We start from the raw sequence: 23,567 nt of genomic DNA, 5'->3' as shown, positions 1-23,567 counted from the left end.
CAGACATGATTTTTTGGCGCTAACCGATTCGCCCTATCAATTGGAGAAATTCGTGACGCGTAGCGGACGACTCGCGAAAGGCGCCCAGCATCACCGATGTAGTCATCACCGAGTTTTGCTTCTCCACGCCTCGCATCATCATGCACATGTGCTTTGCCTCAATAACCACTGCCACGCCCGCTGCATCGGTCATGTGCTGAAGAGCGTCGGCAATTTGTTTGGTGAGGTTTTCCTGAATCTGTAAGCGGCGGGCATACATATCGACTATTCGTGCGACCTTGGACAGGCCTAATACCCTCCCTGTCGGGATGTACGCGACATGAGCTTTGCCGATGAAGGGCAGCATGTGGTGCTCGCATAATGAATACAGTTCGATGTCGCGCACGATGACCATTTCGTCGTTCAGCGATTCGAACAGTGCGCCGTTGATGACTTCCTCCAGAGTCATCGTGTAGCCGTTGCACAGGTACTGCATCGCTTTGGCTGCACGCTTGGGCGTGTCCAGCAGTCCTTCACGCTCAGGGTTCTCGCCTACGGCGACGAGAATTTCACGGTAATGCTCGGCTATTGATGGGTTCATTTAGATTCCTCGCAGCCATGCTGCGCTTCATGTGATGGCAATCCTTGGCAGTAGGGGCGTTTCTGCTGCGTGTGATCTGACGCAGATAACACGGGGTTCGCCAAATCACCTATGTCTCTGGTTATTCGTCGGGCCAAAGTGAAGCGATCTCCGGCTGCTTTGCTTTGAAGGTGAGCAGGGTGAGGTAACCACGCCAAATGGGGACGGCGACTACAGCCTCAGCGGACGATGCTCTTTATTGTACAATCTGCGTTGTCTTGTATAGGTTTTGTATAAAATAGGCCGAAAATTACGTCCTGACAATCACCTGCTTTCTGATGTTTGCGTTTGCGTTTGCCGAGGTGGCTCCCTCTTTGCCGGCAATCAAGAGGGCGACAGCGTGCAAATCCCCTATGACGGTTGGCGTACGTTAGAACGGCCACCTCTGCGCTTTGCAGCCTCTGCTCTCAAAAAATCTGAGATCTCATTGGTAGGGTTAGCAAAACTGCTGGCGAAATCAAAAGGCAAAAAAAAGCCACCTGAAGTGGCAGCGCACGCGTTGAATAGCTCGATATTACTGTCGTACGGTCACAACGTGATGCGAACGTATACCGGCTTTAAGACAGCTCGGTCACAAGTCTAGCCAATGGTTGGGGCTGGCCAATTCACCTTTGGCAGCGTTTCATATTCTGGTTTTGCGAACAGATAGCCTTGATAGAGGTTAATGCCGAGCGTTAGTAACTGCTGTAATTCAGCATGGGTCTCGACGCCCTCTGCAATCACGTCAATTTTGAGCGCTTTGCATACACCGAGTATGCCTTGGACGATTGCCTGTCGCACCGGGTCAGTGCAGATGCTACGGACCAAGGCCATGTCCAGTTTGATGATGTCGGGTTGAAACTCTGCCAGCAAATTGAGCCCCGAGTACCCAGCACCGAAATCATCTATCGCTGTCTTGAAGCCTTTACGACGATATTCTCGAATGATGTTTTTTAGATGCTCCTTGTCCACCAGTTCTTCGTTTTCGGTGATCTCAAAAATCAGCCGTTCGGTGGGAAATCCAAATCTGCTTGCGGCTTCAAGCGTCGCACGAATGCACGTGGCTGCTTGATATACCGCATTGGGTAAAAAATTGATGCTGACAAAACAGGGGATTTGCAGGCGTGAAGCAAGCTCAACAGCCTTGACCCGACAGGCTTGGTCAAAGGCATACCGGTTTTGTTCGTTCACCTTTCCAAGAATGGCAGCGGCACCATTGCCATCGTCACCTCGTACCAAAGCCTCGTAGGCAAAAATACTGTTGTCGCGCAGATCGACGATTGGCTGGAACGCCATGCTGAACTCAAAATCCAGTTCTTCGCCATCCCTGCAGGCACTACAAGGAGGGACTGGTCGTGTTTTTTCGTTCATTCAAAACCCATTTATCAATGACTATTAATGTGTCGATCTAGTCAAGACTTTGCACAAGGCTGCAAGACTGAATCATCGCGCTAATGCCGACGAGAAATTGCTGATCGCGTGTACGACTTGGCGAGCACTGTCCTGAATATCCAGGATCACTTGTCCAGCCTCACCGGCTAATTTGACGCCTTGTTCTGCCTTGTCTTTACTCGCCTCCATCCTGGTCACTGCCCCCTTGGCCAATTCACGATTGTGTTGCACCACCTCGACAATCTTGATGGTGGCTTGGCTTGTGCGCGAAGCGAGATTGCGCACTTCGTCGGCGACCACCGCAAAACCACGACCCTGCTCTCCGGCACGAGCCGCTTCGATGGCTGCGTTAAGTGCGAGAAGATTCGTTTGTTCGGCGATGCCACGGATGGTCTGCACGATGCTGCTGATGACTTCCGACTGCTGACTGACAGCATTGATACCGTCGGCTGCGTGATTCAATTCGCCAGCCAGGCTTTGCATGACATCCACTGTCTCCTGCACCACTCGTGCTCCTTCGTGCGCTGCACCATCGGTTTTCAATGAAGTCTCATAGGCCATGCGCGCGGCTCGTGACTCAGCTTCCTGCTGGAGCACCTGAGCAGTGATATCGCTCGCAAACTTGACGAATTTGTAAAGGCTGCCGTTGGCGTCGAACACCGGATTGTAAGTCGCACGTAACCAGACGGTGTGTCCTTGGTTGTTGAGGCGCTTGAAGTTACCGGAGAAAAATTCGCCTTGATTCAAGCGCTCCCAGAACTGTCGGTAGTCATTGGATTCACTTTCGCTATGCTCACAGAACAGACGATGGTGCTTGCCAATAATCTCATCCAGGCGGTAACCCATCACTGCAAGGAAGTTTTCGTTGGCGCTGATCACTTCTCCCTGCCGGTTGAACTCAATGGTTGCCATGGAACGGTTAATCGCCTTGATCTGGCTCGCCTGCTCTTGTTCCTTCTGTACCCGGGCAGTGACATCAGTCGCAATCTTGACGACCTTGATCACCCGTCCGGATATGTCGCGAACTGGGTTATAAGTGGCCCCAAGCCAGATCTCACGCCCTTGTTTGTCCAGGCGCAGGAAGTGGTCGTTTATGACCTCACCCTTGCTCAGGCGCGACCAAAAATCTTGATAAGCAACGCTGTTGGCGTATGTCGGCGTACAGAACAAGCGGTGATGCCGGGATTGAATTTCCTCAAGGCGATAGCCCATCAGTCTCAGGAAATTGGTGTTGGCGTCGAGGACAGTGCCATCAGGTTGGAACTCAATCAAAGCCATGGAGCCACCCAGTGCAGCGAGGGTGGCTTCGCAGTCGGCCAAGCGCTGCTGGCTGATGGCCAGTTCTTTTTTGATTTGCGAGTTGAACATATGTACCTCAGTGGGATGGACTGCTTGGCACTTTCATTAAACGCAATACTTATACATGGTGATAGATATTGTACAAGAAAATCCGTGTTTAAACACAAGGGATGCACGTTGATCGCGGATCATGCATTGATCGGGTAGGGGATTGCGCATCGGCGTTATCGCCCAAGGTTTTGACGCCGCAAAGTCAGGCCACAGTGCCGCCCTCTCGAGTAGGGCGGCTGTCTTCACCTTCGGGCGGCTACCATTGGGTATCGCTTAACTATCAATTTCCTCGGTATGTGGAGAAACCGTAAGGGCTCAGAAGCAAGGGGATGTGATAGTGAGGAACGGTACCGTCCACCTCAAAAATGACGGGTACCTCCGGAAAGAAGCTGGATGTTTTGTGCGACTTGAACCACTCGCCAGTCTTGAAGGTGACACGGTAGGTGCCTTTCTCCAAACCTCGACCTTCCGGATACAGCCCGGTGATACGACCTTGCTCGTTGGTGGCCGCGCTGTTGAGCATGTCCCAGTTTTTCCCGTCCTGTTTTTCCAATGTGACATTGACGCCAGGGGAGGGCAGGCCATCCTGCAAGTTGAGTACATGCACGCTCAATGGATTTGCTGCCGCTGATGCAAGGGTTGAAAGGGCACTCAATACAGCGCCAGCGAAGAAACTTTTCAAAACAGTCATGGTGATGTCCTTAATTTTTAACGGCAGGTAAAACTTTGTTGATAGCGACCTCTGCACAACCTTCATCGTTTGCAGCGCCCCCTGCACCGGCCACTCCGATGGCGCCAATGACCTGACCATCGAATTTCAATGGCACGCCTCCACCGAGCAGTAACAATTCATCAAGGGTGTTGAGGTTTTCAGCATCCGGATTAGAGCGAGCGCGTTCAGCTAACAACCGCGTCGAAGTCTTGGTCGACAGGGCGGTATAGGCTTTGCGTTGCGCGGCTAACGTGTTGTGCGGGCCGACATTGTCATCGCGTTGCACGGCAACCAGATTGCCCCCTCGGTCAACAACGGCGGCAACGGCTGTGAGGCCATCGGCGTGACAGGCCGTCAGCGCGGCATTTAGCAAATCGTTGGCCATTGCAAGTGACACGTCCTTGCGCTGCGCAACTTGATCCGGGGCTGCAACGGCGAATGCAGAGCTCATTGCGAGTGTGATCAGCAATGAAGTCGATAGGCTTTTACGCATGCTGTTTCCTTGGTGGGTTGGGTCTGTCTGAGTCATTGCCAGACATCATGAACAGCGCACCCCGTCAGAATGATTGCCTGCGGATTACCAATATGTAATGTGAGAAATCAGCGAAGCGGGCTAGCCTGTGCTCCAGTCCTGGAGGAAAAAATGCGTATCCTGGTGGTTGAAGACGAAACGAAAATGGCGGATTACCTGCGCAAAGCCCTGACTGAATCGGGCTATGTCGTAGAAATCGCCCTTGACGGGCTGGATGGCCAACATTTGGCACAGGAGAGTGAGTTCGATCTGATCATTCTGGATGTCATGCTGCCGGGGTTGGATGGCTGGCAATTGCTGCAAATCATCCGGCGTAAGTGGCAGACCCCGGTGCTGTTTCTCACCGCACGTGATTCGGTTGATGATCGGGTCAAGGGGCTGGAGTTGGGGGCCGATGATTATCTGGTCAAACCCTTTTCCTATGCCGAGCTGTTGGCGCGCGTACGCACTTTGCTGCGCCGTGGCCCGCCTCGCGAGGTTGAGCATTTTGTGGCGGGCGACCTGAGCCTGGACTTGTTGCGGCGCAAGGTGACGCGCAACGGAGAGCGCCTCACCCTGACCAACAAGGAGTTCTCCCTGCTGCATCTGTTGCTGAGTCGTGAAGGGGAGGTTCTATCGCGCTCGCTGATCGCCTCTCAGGTCTGGCAGATGAACTTCGACAGTGACACCAATGTGGTGGATGTCGCTATCCGTCGACTGCGGGCCAAGGTTGACGATCCATACACGCTCAAGTTGATACACACAGTGCGTGGTATCGGATACATGCTTGAGGTGCAACCTTGAATCTGTTTCCGCGCACCTTGAGCCTGCGTCTGGCGATCATGTTCGCATTGGTCAGCGCAGTGTTACTGGGCTCCATTGGTTTTTATCTTTATCAATCATTACAGCGAGAGATTGCCTGGCGCGATGACCAGGCCTTACTGGGACGCCTGGAGCGAATGCAAGCCTTGATCAGCGATAGCGACAGCATTGAGCAACTGCGAGGTCGGCCCAAGCTCTATGAAAACATGTTGGGCAATCGCGACAGCCTGCTATGGATCGTCGATGACACTGGCAAGGTGTTAATCGAAATCAACCCAGTGCGAATGACTTTGCCTAAGTTGCCCGCTGCACCCCACGCACGCCTCGTCGACGATCACTCCTCCGAGCCAGTGCGGCTTGCCTGGCAGGATGTAATAGAGGGTGATCGCGGTTTGACCCTGATTGCTGGCAAGTTATTGGGGGAGCGCGACCAAATGCTGGGGGCTTACCGGCTCAAGCTCTGGCTGGCCATGTCAGTCGGTGCGCTGCTGGCGTTCGCATTCGGCTGGTGGGTCAGTCAACGAGGCTTGCACCCTGTGCGCCTGCTGGCCAAGCGCGCAGCGGGAATCGATGCGCAGCATCTGCATCTGCGGCTGGATCAGTTCGATGAACTGAATGAGCTCAAGCTGCTCTGTAGCGCCCTCAACCAGATGCTTGCACGCCTTGAGGATGGATTCGCCCAGCTTTCACGCTTCTCGGAAGACCTCGCCCATGAGATGCGAACCCCGCTTGGCAACCTGATGGGACATACCCAGCAAGCCCTGAGACGCAGTCGATCTATCGAGGACTATCAGAACTTGCTGGTTTCCAATCAGGAAGAGTATGAAAGGCTGGCGAGAATGATCGACAGCATGCTGTTTCTTGCTCGCACCGAGCAGCCAAACGCTTGCGTAAAACGCGAGCAAATCAACCTGCACGGTCTGATCGAGCAGCTATGTGAGTATTTTGAAGGCGTGGCGCAAGAGCGAGATGTGGAACTGATAAACCGGACTCAGGATCAGTTGGTGGGTGATCCAGGCTTGATCCGTCGAGCATTGGCTAACGTGCTGGCCAATGCGCTGCGCTACGCAATTCCCGAATCTGCAGTGACGATTAGCAGCAGGGTTTCGCAAGACACGCTCGAAATTACAGTGCACAACCACGGCGAGCCGATTGCAGCAGAACATCTACCGCGTTTGTTTGAGCGCTTTTACCGGTGCGACCCTTCACGCAATCAACCCGACGATTCCGGTGGTCTGGGATTGGCCATTGTTCGCTCAATCATGCAACTGCATGGCGGTCGCGTATCCGTTGATAGCATTGAAGCAGGCACGACCTTTCACTTGGAATTCCCTCTTTAAAGCCGGGTAGAGCTGTATAAAACTCAATGCTGCGAGAGAGGTTCACAACACATAAAGGCACAATTCATCGGCGGGCTGGCCCCAGCTCGCGCCGAAGAAAAACTTAACGTCGTGTCCGGGATTAGTTGACCACTACATACTGATGAGCGCAGTTGGCTCAACTGCCCCCCCCTACAACAACGACATTGGGTAGCTGATAAACAGCCGGTTTTCGTCAAACTCATTGGTGCTGAAAGTCTTGCGGATACTTGAGTTTCTCCATTTGACGCTTAGATTTTTCAACGTGCCGGACTGCACCACATAAGCCAGTTCTGACTCGCGCCCCCATTCCTTGCCATCGGTAAACGCTCCCGAGTGCACGTTGTCGCCACTGATGTAGCGGTTCATCATGGTCAGTCCCGGGAGGCCCACTGCGACGAAATTAAAGTCATGGCGCACCTGCCAGGAGCGTTCCTGAGCATTATCAAAACTTGCGTTGTAGCTGTCGTTCGCCAGCGTGCCGCCACTGGCTCCATTGACGCGCATCCAGGCAGTGTCTCCGGTCAGCTTCTGTAAGCCCACATAGAAGGTGTTGCCCCCCAGTTTTGCCGAGAACAGGCCGAAGGCGGTTTTGTTGTCCATGTCCCCAGCGAGGGCGGCACCGTCTTCCTTGCCGGTGAAAAAGCCCATGTTGGCGCCGAGCATCCAGTCGCCCACCGGCTGGCTGTGGGTCAAGCTGATGTATTGCTGCTGATAGATGTCTTTGAGTTCGTCATACCAGAGTCCAATGGTGGTGCGTTTCTCGTTGAAGGTGTATTCACCACCACCGAAGTTGAATCGGTCAGACGTGAACGCCGCTTTGCCGTTCATGGACATGTCTTCCATGCTGGCGTCGTTACGCGGGCTGTTCTGCCTGATCTGACCGCCGTACAACGTCAATCCGCTGATTTCCTGGGAGGTGATCTGGGCGCCTTGAAAGGTCTGCGGCAACGAACGGCCGTCATCGGAACGGAGAATCGGCAGCGTGCTGACCCACTCGCCCACCTTGACCACCGTTTTCGACACCTTGGCCTTGGCGGCAACGCCAAGCCGTCCGAAATTGTCGGCCGGGCGTCCGTCATCATGGATAGGCAAAAGCTGAGTGCCGCCCGTGCCTTTGCCACCGTCAAGTTTCTGTGAATAAAGCCCCAGCACATCAACACCAAACCCTACGACTCCCGGGGTGTAACCGGAGCGGGCGTCAAGGATGAAGTTTTGCGTCCACTCCTCAGCCTTACCCTGAGGCGCGGCGCTGCTGGGATAGGCGGGGTTGACGAAATTGCGGTTGATGTAAGCGTTGCGCAGATTCAGCGTGGCGCTGGCGCCCTCGATAAAACCGCTGTTTTCATCGGCCTGGACAACGGCGACCTGTCCCGCACCGAGTGCCAGGGCCAGGCTTATCAAGGAGCGTCGCACGGGCACGTTGCAGTGAAAAAGAGGGGAGTACATGGAGGTGTTCTCGCAGTGGATTATTGTTTTTTTGTGTGCACTTATGAGGTCGGCACCTGGATTTCAGGCGCAGGCGGCCCGGGCAACCTTCTGCCAAAGAGACCGCCGTATCAGGGGTAAGCGATGAGATGCGTCAGTTGCCCAGGGCCTTGCGGCGCAGCAGGCCATCAATGGCCCTGATAGCCAGGGGATAACCGTCGGCCCCCATGCCGCAAATCACGGCGTTGACCACCCCGGACATGATCGAGTGACGATGCAGTTCATCGCGGGCGTGGATGTTCGACAGGTGCAGTTCGATCAGCGGTGTGTCGAGCAACTTCAGGGCATCGAGCACCGGAATCGAGTGAAACGAAAAGCCGGCCGGGTTGATGATCAGCGCCGCGCCCTGTTCAAAAACCTCCTGGATCCAGTCGACCATCACGCCTTCGTGGTTGGTCTGGCGAAAGTCGCAGACCAGGTCAAGTTCCTCGGCCAGTCTTTCACTGGCCTGGCGAATCTGATCAAGCGTGGTGTGGCCGTAGATGTGCGGCTCGCGACGACCCAACAGGTTCAAATTAGGGCCGTTGAGGATGAAGACAGTGCGGTTCATGGTCGTCCTGCTGCTTTATTTAGTGAGTATGGCGGTGGGGGTGGTATCAACGGTGTCTTGTGCGGCGACGGTATTTAGGTCAATACCTCGGGTTTCCGGACCGATGACGATCATCGCCAGCGAGATCAGATTGATCACCGCGCACAGCGTCACCAGAGGCCACGGCGAGTTGTTCGACTGGGCCATCAGATAGACCGCGATCATTGGCATTGGGCCGCCAATGACCAGGTTGGCGCCGGTGTAGGCCAGTGCGGACCCCGAATAACGAACCTGGGTCGGGAACGCTTCGGCGAACGCCACGGGCTGGATGCCACTCTGGAATTGGGTGAAGCCCAGGAACAGCCCCATGATTGCCATGATGGCGGGGACGTTCAGGGTGTTGAGGATCGGGAAGTACACGAACAGGATCAGCAAGGTCATGCACGAACCCAGCGCCAGCGCCTTTTTTCGACCCCAGCGATCGGCCAGGTAACCACCGGCCAGTGCACCGAAAATCGCGCAGACGTTTGCCACCATCAGCGACATAAAACCCGTCTGCTGGCTAAAGCCCAGGTGCTTGGTCAGGTAGCTGAGGGAAAAGATCACGATCAGATAGAACAGGGCAGCGGGCGAGCAGAAGAACAACATCAAGCGCAGGATGGTCTTGTAGTGGCTGCCGACGGCGGATTTAAGTGGGCTCTTTTCCTGTTTGACCGGAGTTTTTTTCAAGGCAACGAACGCGGGTGTTTCATCGACTTTCAGGCGGATGAAGATTCCGACCACCACCAGTATGAAACTGAGGAGGAAGGGGATTCGCCAGCCAAAACTTTCAAACTGCTCGCTGGACAACGTGGCGGCCAGTCCCATGAGCACGCCGTTGGCCAAAATCTGGCTAAGCGGTGAGCACAGGCCCAGCATGCCCGAATAGCGACCACGGCGATCGGGTGAGGCGTGTTCCAAGGCCATCAGTTGGGCGCCGGTGGACTCACCGCCCAGCGCGAAGCCTTGAATGATGCGCAGCAGCACCAGAAGAATCGGTGCCCAGACGCCGATCTGACCATAAGTCGGCAACAGGCCCATCAGTACTGACGCCAGACCCATCAGGGTCACGGTGGCCAGCATCAGGTTGCGACGGCCCAGTTTGTCGCCGAGGTAGCCACAGGTAATCGCGCCCAATGGGCGAGCGGCCAGACCCACACCGAAGGTTGCCAGCGAGGCCAGAAGGCCCGCCGTTGGTTCCATCGCCGGGAAAAACAGCTTGGGCAAGATGGTTGCCGAAATCGCGCCATACAGCGTGAAGTCAAACCATTCCAGCGCGGTGCCAATAGTCGCGGCGGTCACCGCTTTGCGAGGCATGCGCGAATCATGAGTCTCGTGACTTGTCGTGCTCATAGAGGTGCTCGTCGTTGTTTTTATGGTTATGGGTACTCACGCGTTCCCGTTCAGGCCAAGGCTGCTGACAGAACGTGTCGAAGTGGGTAGACGTTAACGCATCCTGCTTGCAGAATAATTATCGAAATCTGCACAAATACATAAGCCAACCTTATGAGCACGCCTAATGGAACTGCGACATCTGAAGGCCTTTGTCGTTGCGGCCGACCTCCAGCACTTCAGCAAGGCCGCCGAGCAGCTGGGCATTGCACAACCGGCGCTCAGTCAATTGATGCGTACCCTTGAATCAGAGTTAGGCCTGGCACTGTTCAGGCGTGAGAACCGTGGCGTAGCATTGACCGCTGCCGGCGTGGCGTTTCTGCCCCATGCCAGGCAATCCATTGAGTCCAGCGAACTGGCGATTGCGGCTGCGCGGCGTGCCAGGAGGGGCGAAGTCGGCGAAATCAACATCGGCTACCATTCGGCATTGTTCGAGGCCAATTTGCCGCAATTGCTGCGGCATTACTTCAGCACTTTCCCCGAAGTCAAAGTGTCGCTGGTGGATGCGGGTATTCGCGCGCAGTTTGAAATGCTGCTCGATCACAAGCTGGATCTGGCATTTGCCAGGGTGTTCAAGGATCACCTTCCAGACCGGTTGCGCACGCATCATTTCAGTCAGTCCAGTCTCGTCCTGCTCATGCCGGACAACCACGAACTAGCCGAACGCTTTACCGGCGAGCTGGCGATGCTGCGGCACGAGAAATTCGTATTTTTGCAGGACACTGCCGGTATCGGCTTAACCTCGCACACACTCCAGGCCTGCCGACAGAATCAACTGCATCCGGAGAACATCATGTATGTGCCCTCGTTGATGAGCATCCCCGGACTGGTCGCAGCGGGCATCGGTTTGAGTATCGTGCCGGAAACCATGACCCGACTGACCATGCCTGGCGTACGGATAATTCCGTTGGCTCAGCCAGAAATGGTCAGTGAGCTTTCTCTGATTTCGCGCATTGATGAGCGTTCCAGCGCCGTGTTGCACTTCATCGAGGAAGCTCATGGTTGGGGTTGATGCTATTGCGAACTTAATCGCCTGGTAATTACATTTTCGCGCATGAAGGTCTTCTTTGACTCCAGCAATTCAACGTCGAAGGCGAGCGGCGGTTTGGCATGTTAATCCTTCCAGTTTCGAGCTGAAATGATAGCTGGAAACTGGAAGGAGTTTGATTCTATGACCTGACTTCGCAGCTGCTTGACCCGTACATACGTCCTGGCATCCAGGCCTCAACCCGCCGGCTCTTCACACAGAAGCTAAGAATGATGACTCACAGGGAGTAAACTTTCCGAAGCATTTCGTGTAGGGATTTTGGCTTACGCCCCAGCAGTCTTTCCAAGGCGTGACTGCTCTGGTCGAAAGCGCCTTTGTCGATGGCTTTACCCCAGCCACTGAGGAATTTCGCGACCGCAGTGGGCCAGCCCTCAGCCTCTCGAGCGGCGATAAATGCTTCAACGGAAATCGGTTGGTAACTAATCGCTTTGCCCGTCAGTAAGGCCAGGCCGTCAGCGATCTCCTGGAATGACCAGGTCTGTCCCGCGTTCAGCAGACAAGTGCGGTCTTCATATCCTGTTTGGGTTAACAGTGAAGCACCGGCCTCTGCCAGTTCTGCATAAGTGGCGAAGCTAGCGCGACCTTTACCTACTGGGGCACTGAAGTCTTCTTTTGCTGCATTAGCACCAATGAGGAAGGGCAAATCGTCGGCGTATAACGGGTGTTGAATGATTGTGTACGTGAGGCCGGACTTCACCAGCAATTGCTCGGTAGCTATATCGCTCTCTGTCACGCCCTCAATAGGAGCCAGCTCGTCGTTGATCCGCTGAATACTGGTGTAGACCACATGACGAACGCCCGCCCGGCTGGCGGCAGTGATCGCGTTTTGATGCTGGCCAATACGATCACTGAACGCGACGGCGGACACCAGGTAGATTTTTTCTACTCCCCTGAACGCTGCCACCAGCGAATCGTAGTCCGTGTAATCCCCGTAGCGTACCTCAACACCTAATTCGGCCAGAGGCCTGGCCTTTTCAGTATCACGTGCCATTGCTACGACTTCTGATGCCGGGATTTTTTGTACCAGTGACCGCAGGACAGCATTGCCCAATCTGCCTGTCGCGCCAGTAACGAGAATTTTTGCCATGGTGCTTTGATTTCCAATCTTGATAACCAGGTGAGAAGCCATCATGACCAAAGCATCAAGGATAAATTAGTCTTCAAAAGGTAGTATTAGCTTTAACCAAAAGTTGGAGATGAATATGGAAACCCTAGGTAATCTCGAATCCTTCGTCCGTGCCGCGGAAGCCAGCAGCTTTTCCGAAGCCGCACGGCGGATGGGGGTTTCCTCTGCTGCCGTGAGTAAAAACGTGGCTCGTCTTGAAGCCAACTTGGGGACTCGCTTGTTCCAACGCAGCACCCGCAGCCTCACCCTTACCGAGGCGGGAGAGTTGTTCTATCAACAGGTCTCCCAAGGTCTTGAGACTATCCAGGACGCCATCGCTCAAATAGGTGATGCCCGAGAAGTCCCCGAAGGGCGATTGCGGGTCAATTTGGCCCCATCACTCGCTTATGATTACGTATTGCCATTGCTCAAGACTTTTAAGCAGCGTTACCCCGCTGTGGTACCGGATTGGCACTTGGAAATCCGACGCGTAGATTTGATCGGCGAAGGTTTTGACGTCGCTATCGGTGGTGGAATGGAACTGTCACCTGGCGTCGTCGCGCGCGAGTTGTCCAAACTTCATCTCGTGGCTGTCGCAGCTCCGTCATGGCTTGAGGGTAAACCGCTACCCACTACGCCCAGCGATTTGCAGGGGGTAGATGGCATCGTGATGCGTTCGACAAACTCAGGGCGTTTGCTGAGCTGGACGCTTCGTGATTCTGAAGAGGGAAGGTTCGATCTTAACCTGAAACCAGCTGCGATCATGAACGACCCGGAAGCGCTATGCAGCTGTGCCGTGATGGGATTAGGTGTCGCACTGCTACCCTTGGATCGCGCGTGGCCCAGGTTGCAGCGCGGTGAGCTGGTTCGACTGTTGCCAGATTGGTATGTGGATCTAGGCGTTGTCTCGATTTACTACTCCTCCAAAAAATCTTTGCCGGCCAAAACCCGGGTGTTCATCGACTTTCTGTTGGAGCATTTTCAACAATCGCTCTGCCAACACTTTCGTGCCGATTGACGCCTACGCCAATTGAGCGCACGCCACAATTCCGCTTCGCTACAAGATCAATATCGAATTCACTGGATCCTCCGATGGATATAAAGCACAGGCAGTATCACCTTCGCTAAAAACTCCTCGCACGTTAATGCGAAGGCAGGTAGATGGGGTAGAGCCCCCAACCTGTGTGTAAAAGCTCAGCCTCTCTTTTTCATGTTTGAGGTCTGCGACACAATCTCACGGACGATGTTGACGAAAGCCCTGAGTCCCGCTGGCATATGGTGATTCGCAGGATAGTAAAGGCGCAGCCCCGGGTACGAAGGAGTCCAGTCCTCCAATACGCGGATAAGGCTTCCTGACGCTATATGGGCGCAAGCGGCGAAATCATTAGTCCAGGCGATACCGGCGCCTTGCAAAGCCGCCTCTAACATCAGGTGGTGGCTGTCAAGCGTCAACGATCCGCTGACGTCTACTGTTTGCTCTTCACCACGCTTCTCGAATTCCCATTTGTAGATCGTGCCACTGGGGAAACGCACGCGTATGCAGTTATGTGCGAGGAGATCTGCCGGAACCTTTGGTTTTTTGCATTTCGCGAAGTATTGAGGGGAACCGACCACTGCAAAGCGCAGTGGGGGAGTGATCGCAATGGCAATCATGTCCTGCGGAACGCTTTCCGCCAACCGTATGCCGGCGTCGAATCCACCAGCAACGATGTCAACCAGACTTCTATCGGTAACGATGTCTACCCGCATGTCTGGATAACGCCTCAGGTACTCCAGTACCACTGGAGTCAGCACCATTTGCGCAGCACCTTCGGAGGTGTTCAGACGAAGGGTTCCCGCCGGTGTATCGCGGAATTCGCTTACCGCCTCCATAGCCGCGGAAATATCACGCAGAGCGGGCTGCACACGAATCAGAAATTGCTCCCCGGCTTCAGACAGAGAAACGCTTCGCGTGGTTCTGTGGAACAACCTCACGCCAAGGCGTTTCTCCAGTGCAGCGATCGCATGACTGAGTGCTGATGGCGACATTCCCAATTCCACGGCCGCACGACGAAAGCTGCGATGAGTAGAAACCGCGACCACGGCGTTAAGTTCGAGCAGCCCGGATTTCTGCATTGTGCTAATTCCTGCATCAGTTCATCCAATATTAGCCCGATTGTTTGCGACAGTGCTGAGGCTTATCTTGGTCCACAGCAACTTTGCACGGATCGGGTTTCATAGGGAGATGTTGGCATCCAGAGCATTCAGGGATTTGATCGGGCTCAGCACGATCCGGCTCGGTACCCGGTGCAGTTGCCGCTTGGAGTTGAAGGCATCTTCCTCCGCCGGTCATCCGGCGGTCCCGCAAGTCAGTTCGACTCAGCGGCCATTAAACATGCGAGCAATAATTCATGACGCGTATCACTACACCGTTCGGGTTTCATTCAACCGCACAAGAGGTCATTGAAGGGGTCGATCTCACTGGTAAACGGGCGATCGTAACCGGCGGAGCCTCTGGTATCGGTATTGAGACAGCGCGCGCATTGGTCAATGCCGGCGCAGACGTGACGCTTGCAGTACGGCGTCCGGAAGCGGCGGAATCGGTTGCTGCCGAACTGCGCTCTGGGGGCAGGGGCACCGTTGAAATCCGCTCAATCGAACTGGCGGATCTGTCCTCTGTGAAATCGTTTGCTATGTCTTGGTCAGAGCCACTTGATATCCTGGTCAATAACGCAGGGATCATGGCCGTTCCTGAGAGGAAGCTGACATCACAGGGTTGGGAAATGCAATTTGCAACCAACTTTCTCGGACATTTTGCGCTCGTGCTTGGCTTGCAAGACGCCCTGATCAAAGCTGAAGGTGCGCGAATTGTATCGCTGAGTTCAAACGCTAATCTATTAGGGCCAGTGGTTTTCGATGACATCAATTTCGACTTCCGCACATACGATGCTTTCGCGTCATATGCCCAGGCCAAGTCGGCATGCGCACTCATTGCCGTAGAAATCACCCGCCGCTGGGCGGAGCAAGGCATTTTCGCGAACGCTTTGAACCCTGGGGCAATCGCAACCAACCTTCAGAAGCACACCGGTGGGCTCAAGACCCCAATTGAACGTCAGAAGAACGTGCAACAGGGTGCAGCGACATCTGTATTACTGGCGGCGTCTCCACTGTTGGAAGGCATTGGTGGTCGTTATTTCGAGGACTGTAATGAAGCGTTGGTGGTCACCAAGCGTCCTGCCGATTTCACAGGCGTGGCACCCTACGCCGTTGACCCAGATAACGCGCAGCGGTTGTGGGAAGTTGCCACGCGGATGATTGGGTGAGGTTATGTCCAAAAAAAACAACCTTGATAGGCATCGGAAGTGTTCAGGTTGTTGGCGAAGGCACGCTTCTGGCCGATGACTGCCTATGAGGGAGCAATCGGCTGAGCGGTCATTAAAGTATGCTGGCCTACGAGATTTCAAGTTCGCACAGCAACGACTCGGGCAAAGCTTGCAATGCTTGCGGTCGCTGCGAACCCAGCGGCTGCCCATAACGCGAACGTTGCGCCATGCTCGCTCGATAACATGAAGCAATAAGCAACCAGCGCCGCACCAATTGACTGTCCAACCAACCTTGACGTGGCCACCATGCCACTTGCACTGCCGGCACGTGTCGTTGGTGCGCTACCCATAAAACCTTTGAGGTTAGGTGCCTGGAAAAAACCAAACCCAATGCCTGACATAGCCATGCGCCAGCTAATATTCAAAGTCGACGGGTCATCAGGCATAAGTACTAGCGTTACCAACCCCACCGCCAGTATCGAAAGACCGATTCCGCCTAATGCGCCAGGAGAGTAGTGATCACTCAAGCGGCCGGCAATTGGGGCCATTGTCGCGACCATGACAGCCCATGGCGTCATTAGAAAACCAGCCTCTACTGGGGATTTTCCAAGGGCCGTGTAGAAATAAAACGGCAGGGCTACGAACGCCAGTCCTTGTGCTGCGAAGGTGCATACGGACGTCACGACAGAAAGCGCAAACATGGGCCGGCGCAGCAGATCAATCGGCAGCATCGGTGCCTTGTGGTCTGCCTGCCGATTCAAGAGCAGTGTGAAGAACAAGGCAGTTGCGGCCAATTCCAATGCTAGGGTGGTGAACTTTTCCTGGTGAGCAGCATCCCCGAATAACAAAATCAAAAAGCTGAACGCGAGTATGTTGTAGAGGGCAGTAAGACCATCAAACTTGTGGCTCGCCCGGCGGGTATCAGGCAATACTTTGCGCCCTAGGAAAAGTGCGACCAAGCCAAGCGGAACGTTGATTGCGAATAACCATGACCAGCTCGCGACTGACAAAATAAGGGATGACAGGGTCGGCCCGATTGCAAAAGCAACCGCAACAACCAAGGCATTGGTTCCGTAGCCACGACCTAGCATGCGCGTCGGATAAATAGCTTTAAGCATGGCTGTATTTACACCCATAACGGCGCTAGCCCCTATTCCTTGAAATAACCGAGCTATGACCAGTGAAGGCAACGACCAGGCTAGAGCACAGGCAAGCGATGCCAATGTGAATAAAAACAGTCCGAAAAGTAGAACCCGCCGGTAGGAGATGATTTCACCCAGCGCAGCGAATGGAAGGAGCGTTGCAACCATCGCCAACTGATAGACGTTGATGATCCAGACCGATGATGCAGGTGTTGTCTGCAATTGAGTGGCTATTGCAGGTAAAGCGACATTGGCTATTGCAGTATCGAGTGACGCCATGGCGACACCGATCGCCAAAGAAAATATAGCGAGGCGGCGGGCGTTTTCAGGCAACCCATCAGGCTGAGAAATGGTGGTCTGCGCATCCATTGTTGTTAGTCTGGACATGCTGGCTCCTAGATGTAGAGGGGTGGTTTCTTCTATCAAGTTTGCTTCGTTGGAATTGCTCAATGGGTGGTGCTTAGGTGTGAAGCAATCTTCTGTCGCTTGCTTGATAGCGTCCAAGACCGATATGCAATCCTTTGGATAAGTCCAGCCTATGGATATACGTCGTGTCTTCTTGATCGCAGGGAGACACTCATTGGCCAACCCCCGCCTTACGTGAAAGTCAGCTTTGTGGCGGTTAGCGGCCACCATGCACTGCGACTGATCCACCTTGTTGTCCCCCGACGAGGAGGACAAGGCATGAGCACATTCATGATCGATACAAAGCTGAGTAACTGAGACGGTCAATTACTCGGAGTATTTTGTGAAGATCAGGTCCGTCGCTGGGGGCAATTTCTTATGGCAAGCGAAGCAGCCATTGATGATCTGTTCACTGGGATTGGGCTTGCCTTTTTCAAACTGCCCGTAGCCCCATCCGCCCGTGCTGGCATAACGCTTAGAGTCTTTGACTTCGATCTGGACGTTGGTGGGCTCCCCAGCGATGAACGATTGTTCCCGGCCAAAAGCGGCATTGTTTTGCGCGGAAGACTCATACTTGTAAGCGAGTCGAGCGATGATCGTGCCATCTGGAAATGGAAGAGTTCCATCCCGAAATGCCTTCATCGCGACATCATTTCCCAGAATGACTCGAATGTCAGGCTTGTCACCTTCTTCATGAGCAATGCTGACGAACTGCCAATTTCGGTAGCCCGGCGGGAGTGTTACGCCAAACACTGGAGATCCTTCTGCGACTGGGCCAGGGGTTGAATCAGCGGATGCAGCAACTGAAAAAACTAGCCCACAGAGAAAACTGACGGTCGCGGTTAGAACAAGCAATTTGGAAGTCATCACGAATTCTCCGACGATGAATGTACGCAATTTTGTCGACTACATTGTCGAGGGTCTGCAAGTGCATCCGGCCTTGCGGCCAGATGCGGTAGATCGATTGCCGCGACCGCTCCATTGACGGTTGCGAGCAGTCGTCATTTGGCGGTGGCAGCCGTTTCAATCAGGCTGGCAACAACCTTCGGATTGGATACCATCACGACATGGGACGCGCCTTTGACCACAACGGTCTTTTTGGCGTGCGCACGTTCAGCCATGAACACTTGGGCTTGTGCCGGAATGTTCTTGTCCTTGTCGCCGTAAACGAACCATGAAGGGATCGTTTTCCACGCGGGTTCGCTCGACTTTTCATTGAGCGCTGCTGCAGTCACAGGGCGTTGGGTCGCAGCCATCACTTTCGCGTCGGCGTTCGACACGTCTGCAGCGAACTGATCGTGAAACTTGTCCTGTTGGATGTAGAGGTCCTTACCGCCGTCGGCCAATTCAACGGGCGGAGCCAGGGTTGGACCCAGGGTGTTACCTGGGAAGCGGCCAGCCAAGTCGGCAGTGGATTCACCTGTATCGGGTGCAATACCGGCGACGTACACCAGAGCTTTGACGTTGGCATTTCCGTAGGCAGCTTCGCTGATAACTGGACCGCCATAAGAGTGACCGACCAAGACGATGGGTGTCTTGATGCTGGCCAGCACATCAGCTACCGATTGTGCGTCGCCCTTGAGCGAACGAAGAGGGTTGGAGGCCGAGATCACCGGGTAGCCATCTTTCTCCAAGATCTTGATTACACCATTCCAAGAGCTGGAATCGGCGAAGGCACCGTGCACCAGCACCACGGTTGGTTTGACCGGAGCAGCGAGCGCAGCGGTCGAACTGACCATCGCCGTCGCCAGGGCCAGACCTGCGAATAACTTGTTCATCTCATGTTCCTGTATATGAATAGGTTTGACGCAGTGGGGGCGATTTGACATTGATGTGGAGGCGCCTATGCGTCCCAAGGGAAGGGGAGTGGCATAGCGTCCGTGGAGCGTTTAGAACACGCGCCTCTATGACCGACAGCAAATCGGGCAACTGCGAGGGTCATGGTCTGCTTGAATCAAGAGGGTGAGAACGACCAGAAAAAACAATCTTCTGTTTCACTGCATGAAATGGTCGTGGATGCGTTCTCAATGGAGAGATCCTTCCTTTCGAGCGCATAGTTCTCCGACAAATGGAAAGCTCGGAGAACGTTAAATTCCGCGCCGCACCCGACCTGGTGCCTCACCATAAATCTCCTTGAATTTCTTGCTGAACGCCGCCTGCGATTGATACCCAACCTGGGCTGCAATATCGCTCAATCCCAAGTGGGAATGACTCAGTAGGCTGAAGGCCAATTCCATCCGGACCTGCGTAAGCAACACCCACGGTGAAACGCCGGCCACCTTTACAAAAGCCCGCATAAATGTTGCACGAGACATACTCGCGGTCTCGGCCAGGCCCTCTATTGTCCATTCATAAGCAGGATCAGCCAGCATCGCCTGCCAGGCACGACCCAATCGTTTATCACTGAGTAATGCAAGCGTGCCGCTGTCTTGACCGTGACTTACCAGATGCGCGCGCAGAATCAAAGTGAACAACGCTTGAGACAACGCATCGAGCAAAAATCGAGCGCCTATCTGGTCGCCATCTGCTTCACTGCGCAATATCTCGACCAACGCCGTTAACACACCATTGTCCGCTAAGGCCCCCCTGGGAATCACCAGGTACTCAGGTAGAGCTGCAAACAACATCGAAGCCCGATTGTAGTGAAAGCCACCACACAGCATGTCCAGATCTGTGCTGACACTCCCAATGCGGTATGTCGGCAAAATCCCACCTGAGACGAGCGTCGGTGATGTTGGTTGTACCGTTTTCCCGAGGCTATGCATGACATGTGGTGCGCCCCTGGGCAGCAGCAAAATGTCACCGGCGCGCATGGGGAGGCGCTGACCATCCGGAAACTCCACTCGGCACGCTCCCTCCAACACAATGTGATAGGGCGCTTTCCCCAAGGCTTCCTGTTTGTGATCTCGAGCCCAATCTCGACTGGATTGGGTATTGTCGAACTGCTAATTGGCTTGTTGGTACTGTCCAACCCGATCTCACGGCGCACCGGGTTGCTCGGTGGTGCATTGGCCTTCGGCACGCCACTGGTGACGTTGAGCTTTCTGATCACTACGCCCGAAGCCTGGGTGGGTGCTCTTGGTGACGCTCAACACGGTTTTCCTTACTTGTCCGGTGGCGGTCGTCTGGTGCTCAAGGACGTGTTGATGCTTGCCGGCTCTTTACCCGTCATGGCCGACTCCGCTCGCCAGCTCCTGCGGGAAAGTCGCGCATGAATCGCTTATCGGAAAATATCTGGAAACCCGTGATGGCTCAAACGTTTGCCATCTTATCCAGCAGCGCCTTGGCCGCACCGGCGGCGGAGGAGGTTGCTTGGACTGGGGTGCCCCTCGATATCGCCAAAACCTACACGCCATCGCCGGAGAGAATCGCGCTGCGGGCGAACAGGCGGCCGCTCTTCCAGATACATTTCCAGAGCAATGCATCACCGGATTGTTTCACCCAGCACAATTAAGTCATGACATCCGTGCTTGTTCTCTAATCGCCTTTAGATGGCGAGACTGGCCCTCAGAAGCAATTACTCATTTCGGGCTAATTCGTTGTCCACCCTGGGAGTCCCCACATGATTGAAGTTACTCATTCCTGCGACGGTAATCTTTGGTTGGACACTCCAGCCATAAACGCTACCGAATTCGAAGGCGGCTTCTTGTTGCCACACCTGATGGGGGCGCTGGCTAGCGAACTCAGGGCGGCGCCTGTCACGCGCAGATTCAATACGCACCAGAACAAGACTTCGGTCTTGAAACTGTATGCGCCATTTTTTCGTGCATTGAAACTTCGTTTTTCTCCCCTTTAACGACATTCGACAGCACCTGTGTAATGCTGCCTTGCAGAGAATTGAGATGACTTACGACTTTGACTTATTTGTGATCGGTGCAGGTTCCGGTGGTGTGCGTGCAGCGCGTTTTGCCGCAGGATTCGGTGCGAGAGTAGCGGTAGCGGAAAGTCGCTACCTCGGTGGTACCTGCGTCAACGTCGGTTGCGTACCGAAAAAGCTGTTGGTCTATGGGTCGCATTTTGCAGACGACTTTGAGCAGGCCGAGGGCTTTGGCTGGACTGCTGGCAAGGCCCAATTCGACTGGGAAAAATTGATCTCAAACAAGAACCGTGAAATCGAACGGCTCAATGGCATTTACCGCAAACTGCTGATCAACAGCGGCGTAACACTGCTTGAAGGTCATGCACGACTGGCCGATGCGCATCATGTAGAGATCAATGGGCAGCGTTTCAGCGCCGAACGCATTTTGATTGCCACAGGCGGCTGGCCGCAAATTCCGGAGATTCCAGGCCGCGAACATGCCATCACCTCGAATGAGGCGTTCTTTCTCAAGCAGCTGCCGAAACGTGTTCTGGTTGTCGGTGGCGGTTATATCGCCGTCGAGTTCGCCGGAATCTTCAACGGCCTGGGTGCCGACACGACTCTGCTGTATCGCGGCGATTTGTTTCTCCGTGGTTTTGATAAATCAGTTCGCACGCATCTGGTTGAAGAACTGACCAAGCGTGGACTGCAACTGCAATTCAACACCGATATAGTGCGGATCGACAAACAGTCAGATAGCAGCCTGCTGGCGACGCTCAACGACGGTCGTCAACTAGAGGCTGACAGCATTTTCTACGCCACGGGTCGGCGGCCGATGCTCGACAATCTGGGGCTGGAAAATACGCGCGTCGAACTCAACGAGCGGGGATACATCGACGTTAATGACAATTTCGAAACTCACGAGCCATCGATTCTTGCATTGGGCGATGTGATTGGCCGAGTGCAACTGACTCCAGTGGCGACAGCGGAAGGTATGGCAGTTGCACGCCGACTGTTCAAACCCGAGCAATATCGTCCAGTGGATTACCGCCACATCCCCACTGCGGTATTCAGCCAGCCCAACATCGGCACCGTTGGCCTGACGGAGGAACAAGCGCTCGAAAACGGCCACGAAGTCGTGGTGTTCGAGAGCCGATTCAAACCGATGAAACTGACCCTCACGGAGTCGTCCGAACAGACGCTGATGAAGCTGGTGGTGGATGCTCATACTGATCGTGTACTGGGCGCGCACATGGTGGGGCCCGATGCTGGAGACATCATCCAGGGCTTGGCCATCGCGCTCAAAGCGGGCGCCACCAAGCGACTGTTCGATGAAACGATCGGCGTGCACCCGACCTCAGCAGAAGAGTTTGTGACCTTGCGGACACCAGTCTCTGGTCCATGAGCGCCTGGTATGTGTTGCCGTTTGGCATCATGTTTTCGGCCGTTGCGATCCGGTTGGTAGGCAAGCTCGCACTGAAGAACAGGCGGAATCGGCCTCGCGCCTTTGCTTGAAATTGAGCTGGGTTTGAACGGAGTAGTGGAAGTAAGCCTCGATGAAACTCGTCGTCAATGCTCCGTTCACTCATCATCGGATGGTCTACATTAAATGGGCTTGCCCGGGTGTACGCCAACTCCAACATCGGTTACAGCAGCGTCAAACTGACGTTGACCTCCTTAGTGGCCTTCACGCCCCCGTTGCTCCCGTATGCCGACAAGCTCGTTTTTGATGTGTTGCAGACTCGGTTCTTCTGGCACCGCAACAAGGAGTGCAGGCCAGGGTCTCGATAATGTCCATCCAGGTTGGAGCAATTGTCATGAGCCTCACTCTCTATGGTTTTGATGGCAGCCCATACGTACGCACGGTAAAGATGCTGCTAAAGGAGAAAGGTGCGGAGTTCAATCAGCTACAAGTAAACGTGATGAAAGGTGAGCCGCATTCACCGGAACATCTTGCACGTCATGCATTCGGCAAGGTGCCGGTAATTGATCACGATGGATTCAGGGTGATCGAAACGGCGGCGATCATGAGTTACCTGGACGAGGTCTTGCCTGGGACTTCGCTTACCCCAAAAACGCCACGGGATCGAGCCAGAAGTCATATGGCTCAGTCAATCTACGACTCCTATGGCTATGGCTCGATGGTTCCAGTCTTCGGTTATTACCTGTTCCCCGACTTTATCGGAGGACAGAACGATGCCTCCCGCCTCCAAGGCATCGAAAAATCCAAACTGGTGCTAACCGAGTTGATGAAGATCAAAGGCAGTGATCCTTTTCTTGCCGGCCCGGCATTGAGCATTGGCGATTTGTACCTGGCACCGGCGTGCGCTTATCTGGCGATGACTCCGGACGCGGAGCAAGTATTTGCCATCAGCGGATTCGCTGACTGGTGGAATCGGATTCAGGCACTACCCAGCTTCAAAGCCACACCACCGCAGTAGGTATGTGGTTGGTCACCCTTGCGAAAGCCAAGCATGCGAACACCCTGGAATAAGCACTGAAAATTCCCCTTTGACGTTTTTACACATCCTCGATAGAGGTTGTGTAAAAACGTTTTTTAAAGCTCGCATCCAGC

At 54.4% G+C, this 23,567-nt stretch carries 23 protein-coding genes and 1 pseudogene; 10 read left to right on the top strand and 14 right to left on the bottom strand.

Translation table 11 applies throughout. The annotated features are described in order from the left end of the window. Window positions 1-19 precede the first annotated feature (19 nt). The 5 genes from folE to QLG10_RS12820 all read right to left on the bottom strand — a co-directional run bounded on the left by folE (window position 20) and on the right by QLG10_RS12820 (window position 4,545). On the bottom strand, window positions 20-580 hold the full coding sequence (gene folE / locus QLG10_RS12840; RefSeq protein WP_110750152.1) for a GTP cyclohydrolase I FolE: 561 nt from the start codon (window positions 578-580) through the stop codon (window positions 20-22). A gap of 618 nt (window positions 581-1,198) precedes the next feature. Then, a complete protein-coding gene (locus QLG10_RS12835) occupies window positions 1,199-1,969 on the bottom strand; it encodes an EAL domain-containing protein (protein WP_218278469.1) in 771 nt (256 codons plus the stop codon). 72 nt (window positions 1,970-2,041) lie between these two features. After that, the gene (locus QLG10_RS12830) at window positions 2,042-3,358 is read right to left on the bottom strand and encodes a PAS domain-containing methyl-accepting chemotaxis protein (RefSeq protein WP_110750149.1); all 1,317 of its coding nucleotides are present in this window, start codon (window positions 3,356-3,358) and stop codon (window positions 2,042-2,044) included. A 262-nt stretch (window positions 3,359-3,620) separates the two neighbouring features. Then, entirely contained in the window at window positions 3,621-4,031 is a 411-nt protein-coding gene (uraH, locus tag QLG10_RS12825) for a hydroxyisourate hydrolase (protein WP_083349085.1), read from the bottom strand. 10 nt (window positions 4,032-4,041) lie between these two features. Continuing rightward, the gene (locus QLG10_RS12820) at window positions 4,042-4,545 is read right to left on the bottom strand and encodes a heme-binding protein (RefSeq protein WP_110750147.1); all 504 of its coding nucleotides are present in this window, start codon (window positions 4,543-4,545) and stop codon (window positions 4,042-4,044) included. Window positions 4,546-4,695: 150 nt separating this feature from the next. Between QLG10_RS12820 and QLG10_RS12815 the strand changes: the two genes are divergently transcribed. Continuing rightward, window positions 4,696-5,367 carry a heavy metal response regulator transcription factor gene (locus QLG10_RS12815; RefSeq protein ID WP_110750146.1) on the top strand — a complete coding sequence of 224 codons (672 nt, stop codon included), beginning with the start codon at window positions 4,696-4,698 and terminating at the stop codon, window positions 5,365-5,367. Beyond that, on the top strand, window positions 5,364-6,725 hold the full coding sequence (locus QLG10_RS12810) for a heavy metal sensor histidine kinase (protein WP_282487459.1): 1,362 nt from the start codon (window positions 5,364-5,366) through the stop codon (window positions 6,723-6,725). The genes QLG10_RS12815 and QLG10_RS12810 overlap by 4 nt, the downstream gene beginning before the upstream one ends. Window positions 6,726-6,896: 171 nt before the next feature. On the opposite strand, the gene QLG10_RS12805 is transcribed toward QLG10_RS12810, so the two are convergent. The 3 genes from QLG10_RS12805 to QLG10_RS12795 all read right to left on the bottom strand — a co-directional run bounded on the left by QLG10_RS12805 (window position 6,897) and on the right by QLG10_RS12795 (window position 10,152). Then, window positions 6,897-8,192, bottom strand: coding sequence for an OprD family porin (locus QLG10_RS12805; RefSeq protein ID WP_282487458.1), 1,296 nt, complete (start codon window positions 8,190-8,192; stop codon window positions 6,897-6,899). A 133-nt stretch (window positions 8,193-8,325) separates the two neighbouring features. Further along, the gene (locus tag QLG10_RS12800; protein ID WP_282487457.1) at window positions 8,326-8,781 is read right to left on the bottom strand and encodes a type II 3-dehydroquinate dehydratase; all 456 of its coding nucleotides are present in this window, start codon (window positions 8,779-8,781) and stop codon (window positions 8,326-8,328) included. Window positions 8,782-8,796: 15 nt separating this feature from the next. Continuing rightward, window positions 8,797-10,152, bottom strand: coding sequence for an MFS transporter (locus tag QLG10_RS12795; protein ID WP_042955354.1), 1,356 nt, complete (start codon window positions 10,150-10,152; stop codon window positions 8,797-8,799). Window positions 10,153-10,318: 166 nt separating this feature from the next. Here QLG10_RS12795 and QLG10_RS12790 point away from each other — a divergent pair, with 166 nt between their 5' ends. Next, a complete protein-coding gene (locus tag QLG10_RS12790; RefSeq protein ID WP_282487456.1) occupies window positions 10,319-11,203 on the top strand; it encodes a LysR family transcriptional regulator in 885 nt (294 codons plus the stop codon). Window positions 11,204-11,456: 253 nt separating this feature from the next. Here the strand turns inward: QLG10_RS12790 and QLG10_RS12785 are convergent, their stop codons facing one another. After that, complete coding sequence (locus tag QLG10_RS12785) at window positions 11,457-12,371, bottom strand: SDR family oxidoreductase (protein ID WP_248677525.1); 915 nt, start codon at window positions 12,369-12,371, stop codon at window positions 11,457-11,459. A gap of 70 nt (window positions 12,372-12,441) precedes the next feature. On the opposite strand from QLG10_RS12785, the gene QLG10_RS12780 reads away from it, so the two are divergent. Further along, window positions 12,442-13,362, top strand: coding sequence for a LysR family transcriptional regulator (locus tag QLG10_RS12780; RefSeq protein ID WP_282487455.1), 921 nt, complete (start codon window positions 12,442-12,444; stop codon window positions 13,360-13,362). 176 nt (window positions 13,363-13,538) lie between these two features. Here the strand turns inward: QLG10_RS12780 and QLG10_RS12775 are convergent, their stop codons facing one another. Then, complete coding sequence (locus QLG10_RS12775; RefSeq protein ID WP_282487454.1) at window positions 13,539-14,459, bottom strand: LysR family transcriptional regulator; 921 nt, start codon at window positions 14,457-14,459, stop codon at window positions 13,539-13,541. Window positions 14,460-14,734: 275 nt separating this feature from the next. On the opposite strand from QLG10_RS12775, the gene QLG10_RS12770 reads away from it, so the two are divergent. Next, window positions 14,735-15,646: an SDR family NAD(P)-dependent oxidoreductase gene (locus QLG10_RS12770; protein ID WP_282487453.1), complete on the top strand. Its 912-nt coding sequence runs from the start codon at window positions 14,735-14,737 to the stop codon at window positions 15,644-15,646. 137 nt (window positions 15,647-15,783) lie between these two features. Here the strand turns inward: QLG10_RS12770 and QLG10_RS12765 are convergent, their stop codons facing one another. The 4 genes and pseudogenes from QLG10_RS12765 to QLG10_RS12750 all read right to left on the bottom strand — a co-directional run. Beyond that, entirely contained in the window at window positions 15,784-17,175 is a 1,392-nt protein-coding gene (locus QLG10_RS12765) for an MFS transporter (RefSeq protein ID WP_282487452.1), read from the bottom strand. 345 nt (window positions 17,176-17,520) lie between these two features. After that, entirely contained in the window at window positions 17,521-18,060 is a 540-nt protein-coding gene (locus tag QLG10_RS12760) for a cytochrome P460 family protein (RefSeq protein WP_110750137.1), read from the bottom strand. A 134-nt stretch (window positions 18,061-18,194) separates the two neighbouring features. Continuing rightward, entirely contained in the window at window positions 18,195-18,971 is a 777-nt protein-coding gene (locus QLG10_RS12755; RefSeq protein ID WP_110750136.1) for an alpha/beta hydrolase, read from the bottom strand. A 309-nt stretch (window positions 18,972-19,280) separates the two neighbouring features. Next, window positions 19,281-20,111, bottom strand: a pseudogene (locus QLG10_RS12750) (AraC family transcriptional regulator); the annotation flags it as partial. Here QLG10_RS12750 and QLG10_RS12745 point away from each other — a divergent pair. The 5 genes from QLG10_RS12745 (at window position 20,061) to QLG10_RS12725 (ending at window position 23,433) form a co-directional block, all read left to right on the top strand. Continuing rightward, window positions 20,061-20,408: a DUF417 family protein gene (locus tag QLG10_RS12745; protein ID WP_282487451.1), complete on the top strand. Its 348-nt coding sequence runs from the start codon at window positions 20,061-20,063 to the stop codon at window positions 20,406-20,408. The pseudogene QLG10_RS12750 and the gene QLG10_RS12745 sit on opposite strands and share 51 nt — an antisense overlap. Further along, window positions 20,405-20,647, top strand: a complete 243-nt coding sequence (locus QLG10_RS12740) for a hypothetical protein (RefSeq protein ID WP_282487450.1) — start codon at window positions 20,405-20,407, stop codon at window positions 20,645-20,647. Before QLG10_RS12745 ends, QLG10_RS12740 begins: the two co-directional genes overlap by 4 nt. A gap of 108 nt (window positions 20,648-20,755) precedes the next feature. Further along, a complete protein-coding gene (locus QLG10_RS12735; protein WP_282487449.1) occupies window positions 20,756-20,989 on the top strand; it encodes a hypothetical protein in 234 nt (77 codons plus the stop codon). A gap of 46 nt (window positions 20,990-21,035) precedes the next feature. Next, entirely contained in the window at window positions 21,036-22,397 is a 1,362-nt protein-coding gene (gene gorA, locus QLG10_RS12730) for a glutathione-disulfide reductase (RefSeq protein ID WP_110750133.1), read from the top strand. Between the two features lie 412 nt (window positions 22,398-22,809). Beyond that, window positions 22,810-23,433: a glutathione S-transferase family protein gene (locus QLG10_RS12725; RefSeq protein ID WP_110750190.1), complete on the top strand. Its 624-nt coding sequence runs from the start codon at window positions 22,810-22,812 to the stop codon at window positions 23,431-23,433. Window positions 23,434-23,567 lie beyond the last annotated feature (134 nt).

Source organism: Pseudomonas sp. V98_8 (assembly GCF_029967975.1).
Lineage (GTDB): Bacteria > Pseudomonadota > Gammaproteobacteria > Pseudomonadales > Pseudomonadaceae > Aquipseudomonas > Aquipseudomonas umsongensis.
Note: the sequence above shows the minus strand (reverse complement) of the source record. Positions and strands in the feature narration are given on the sequence as shown.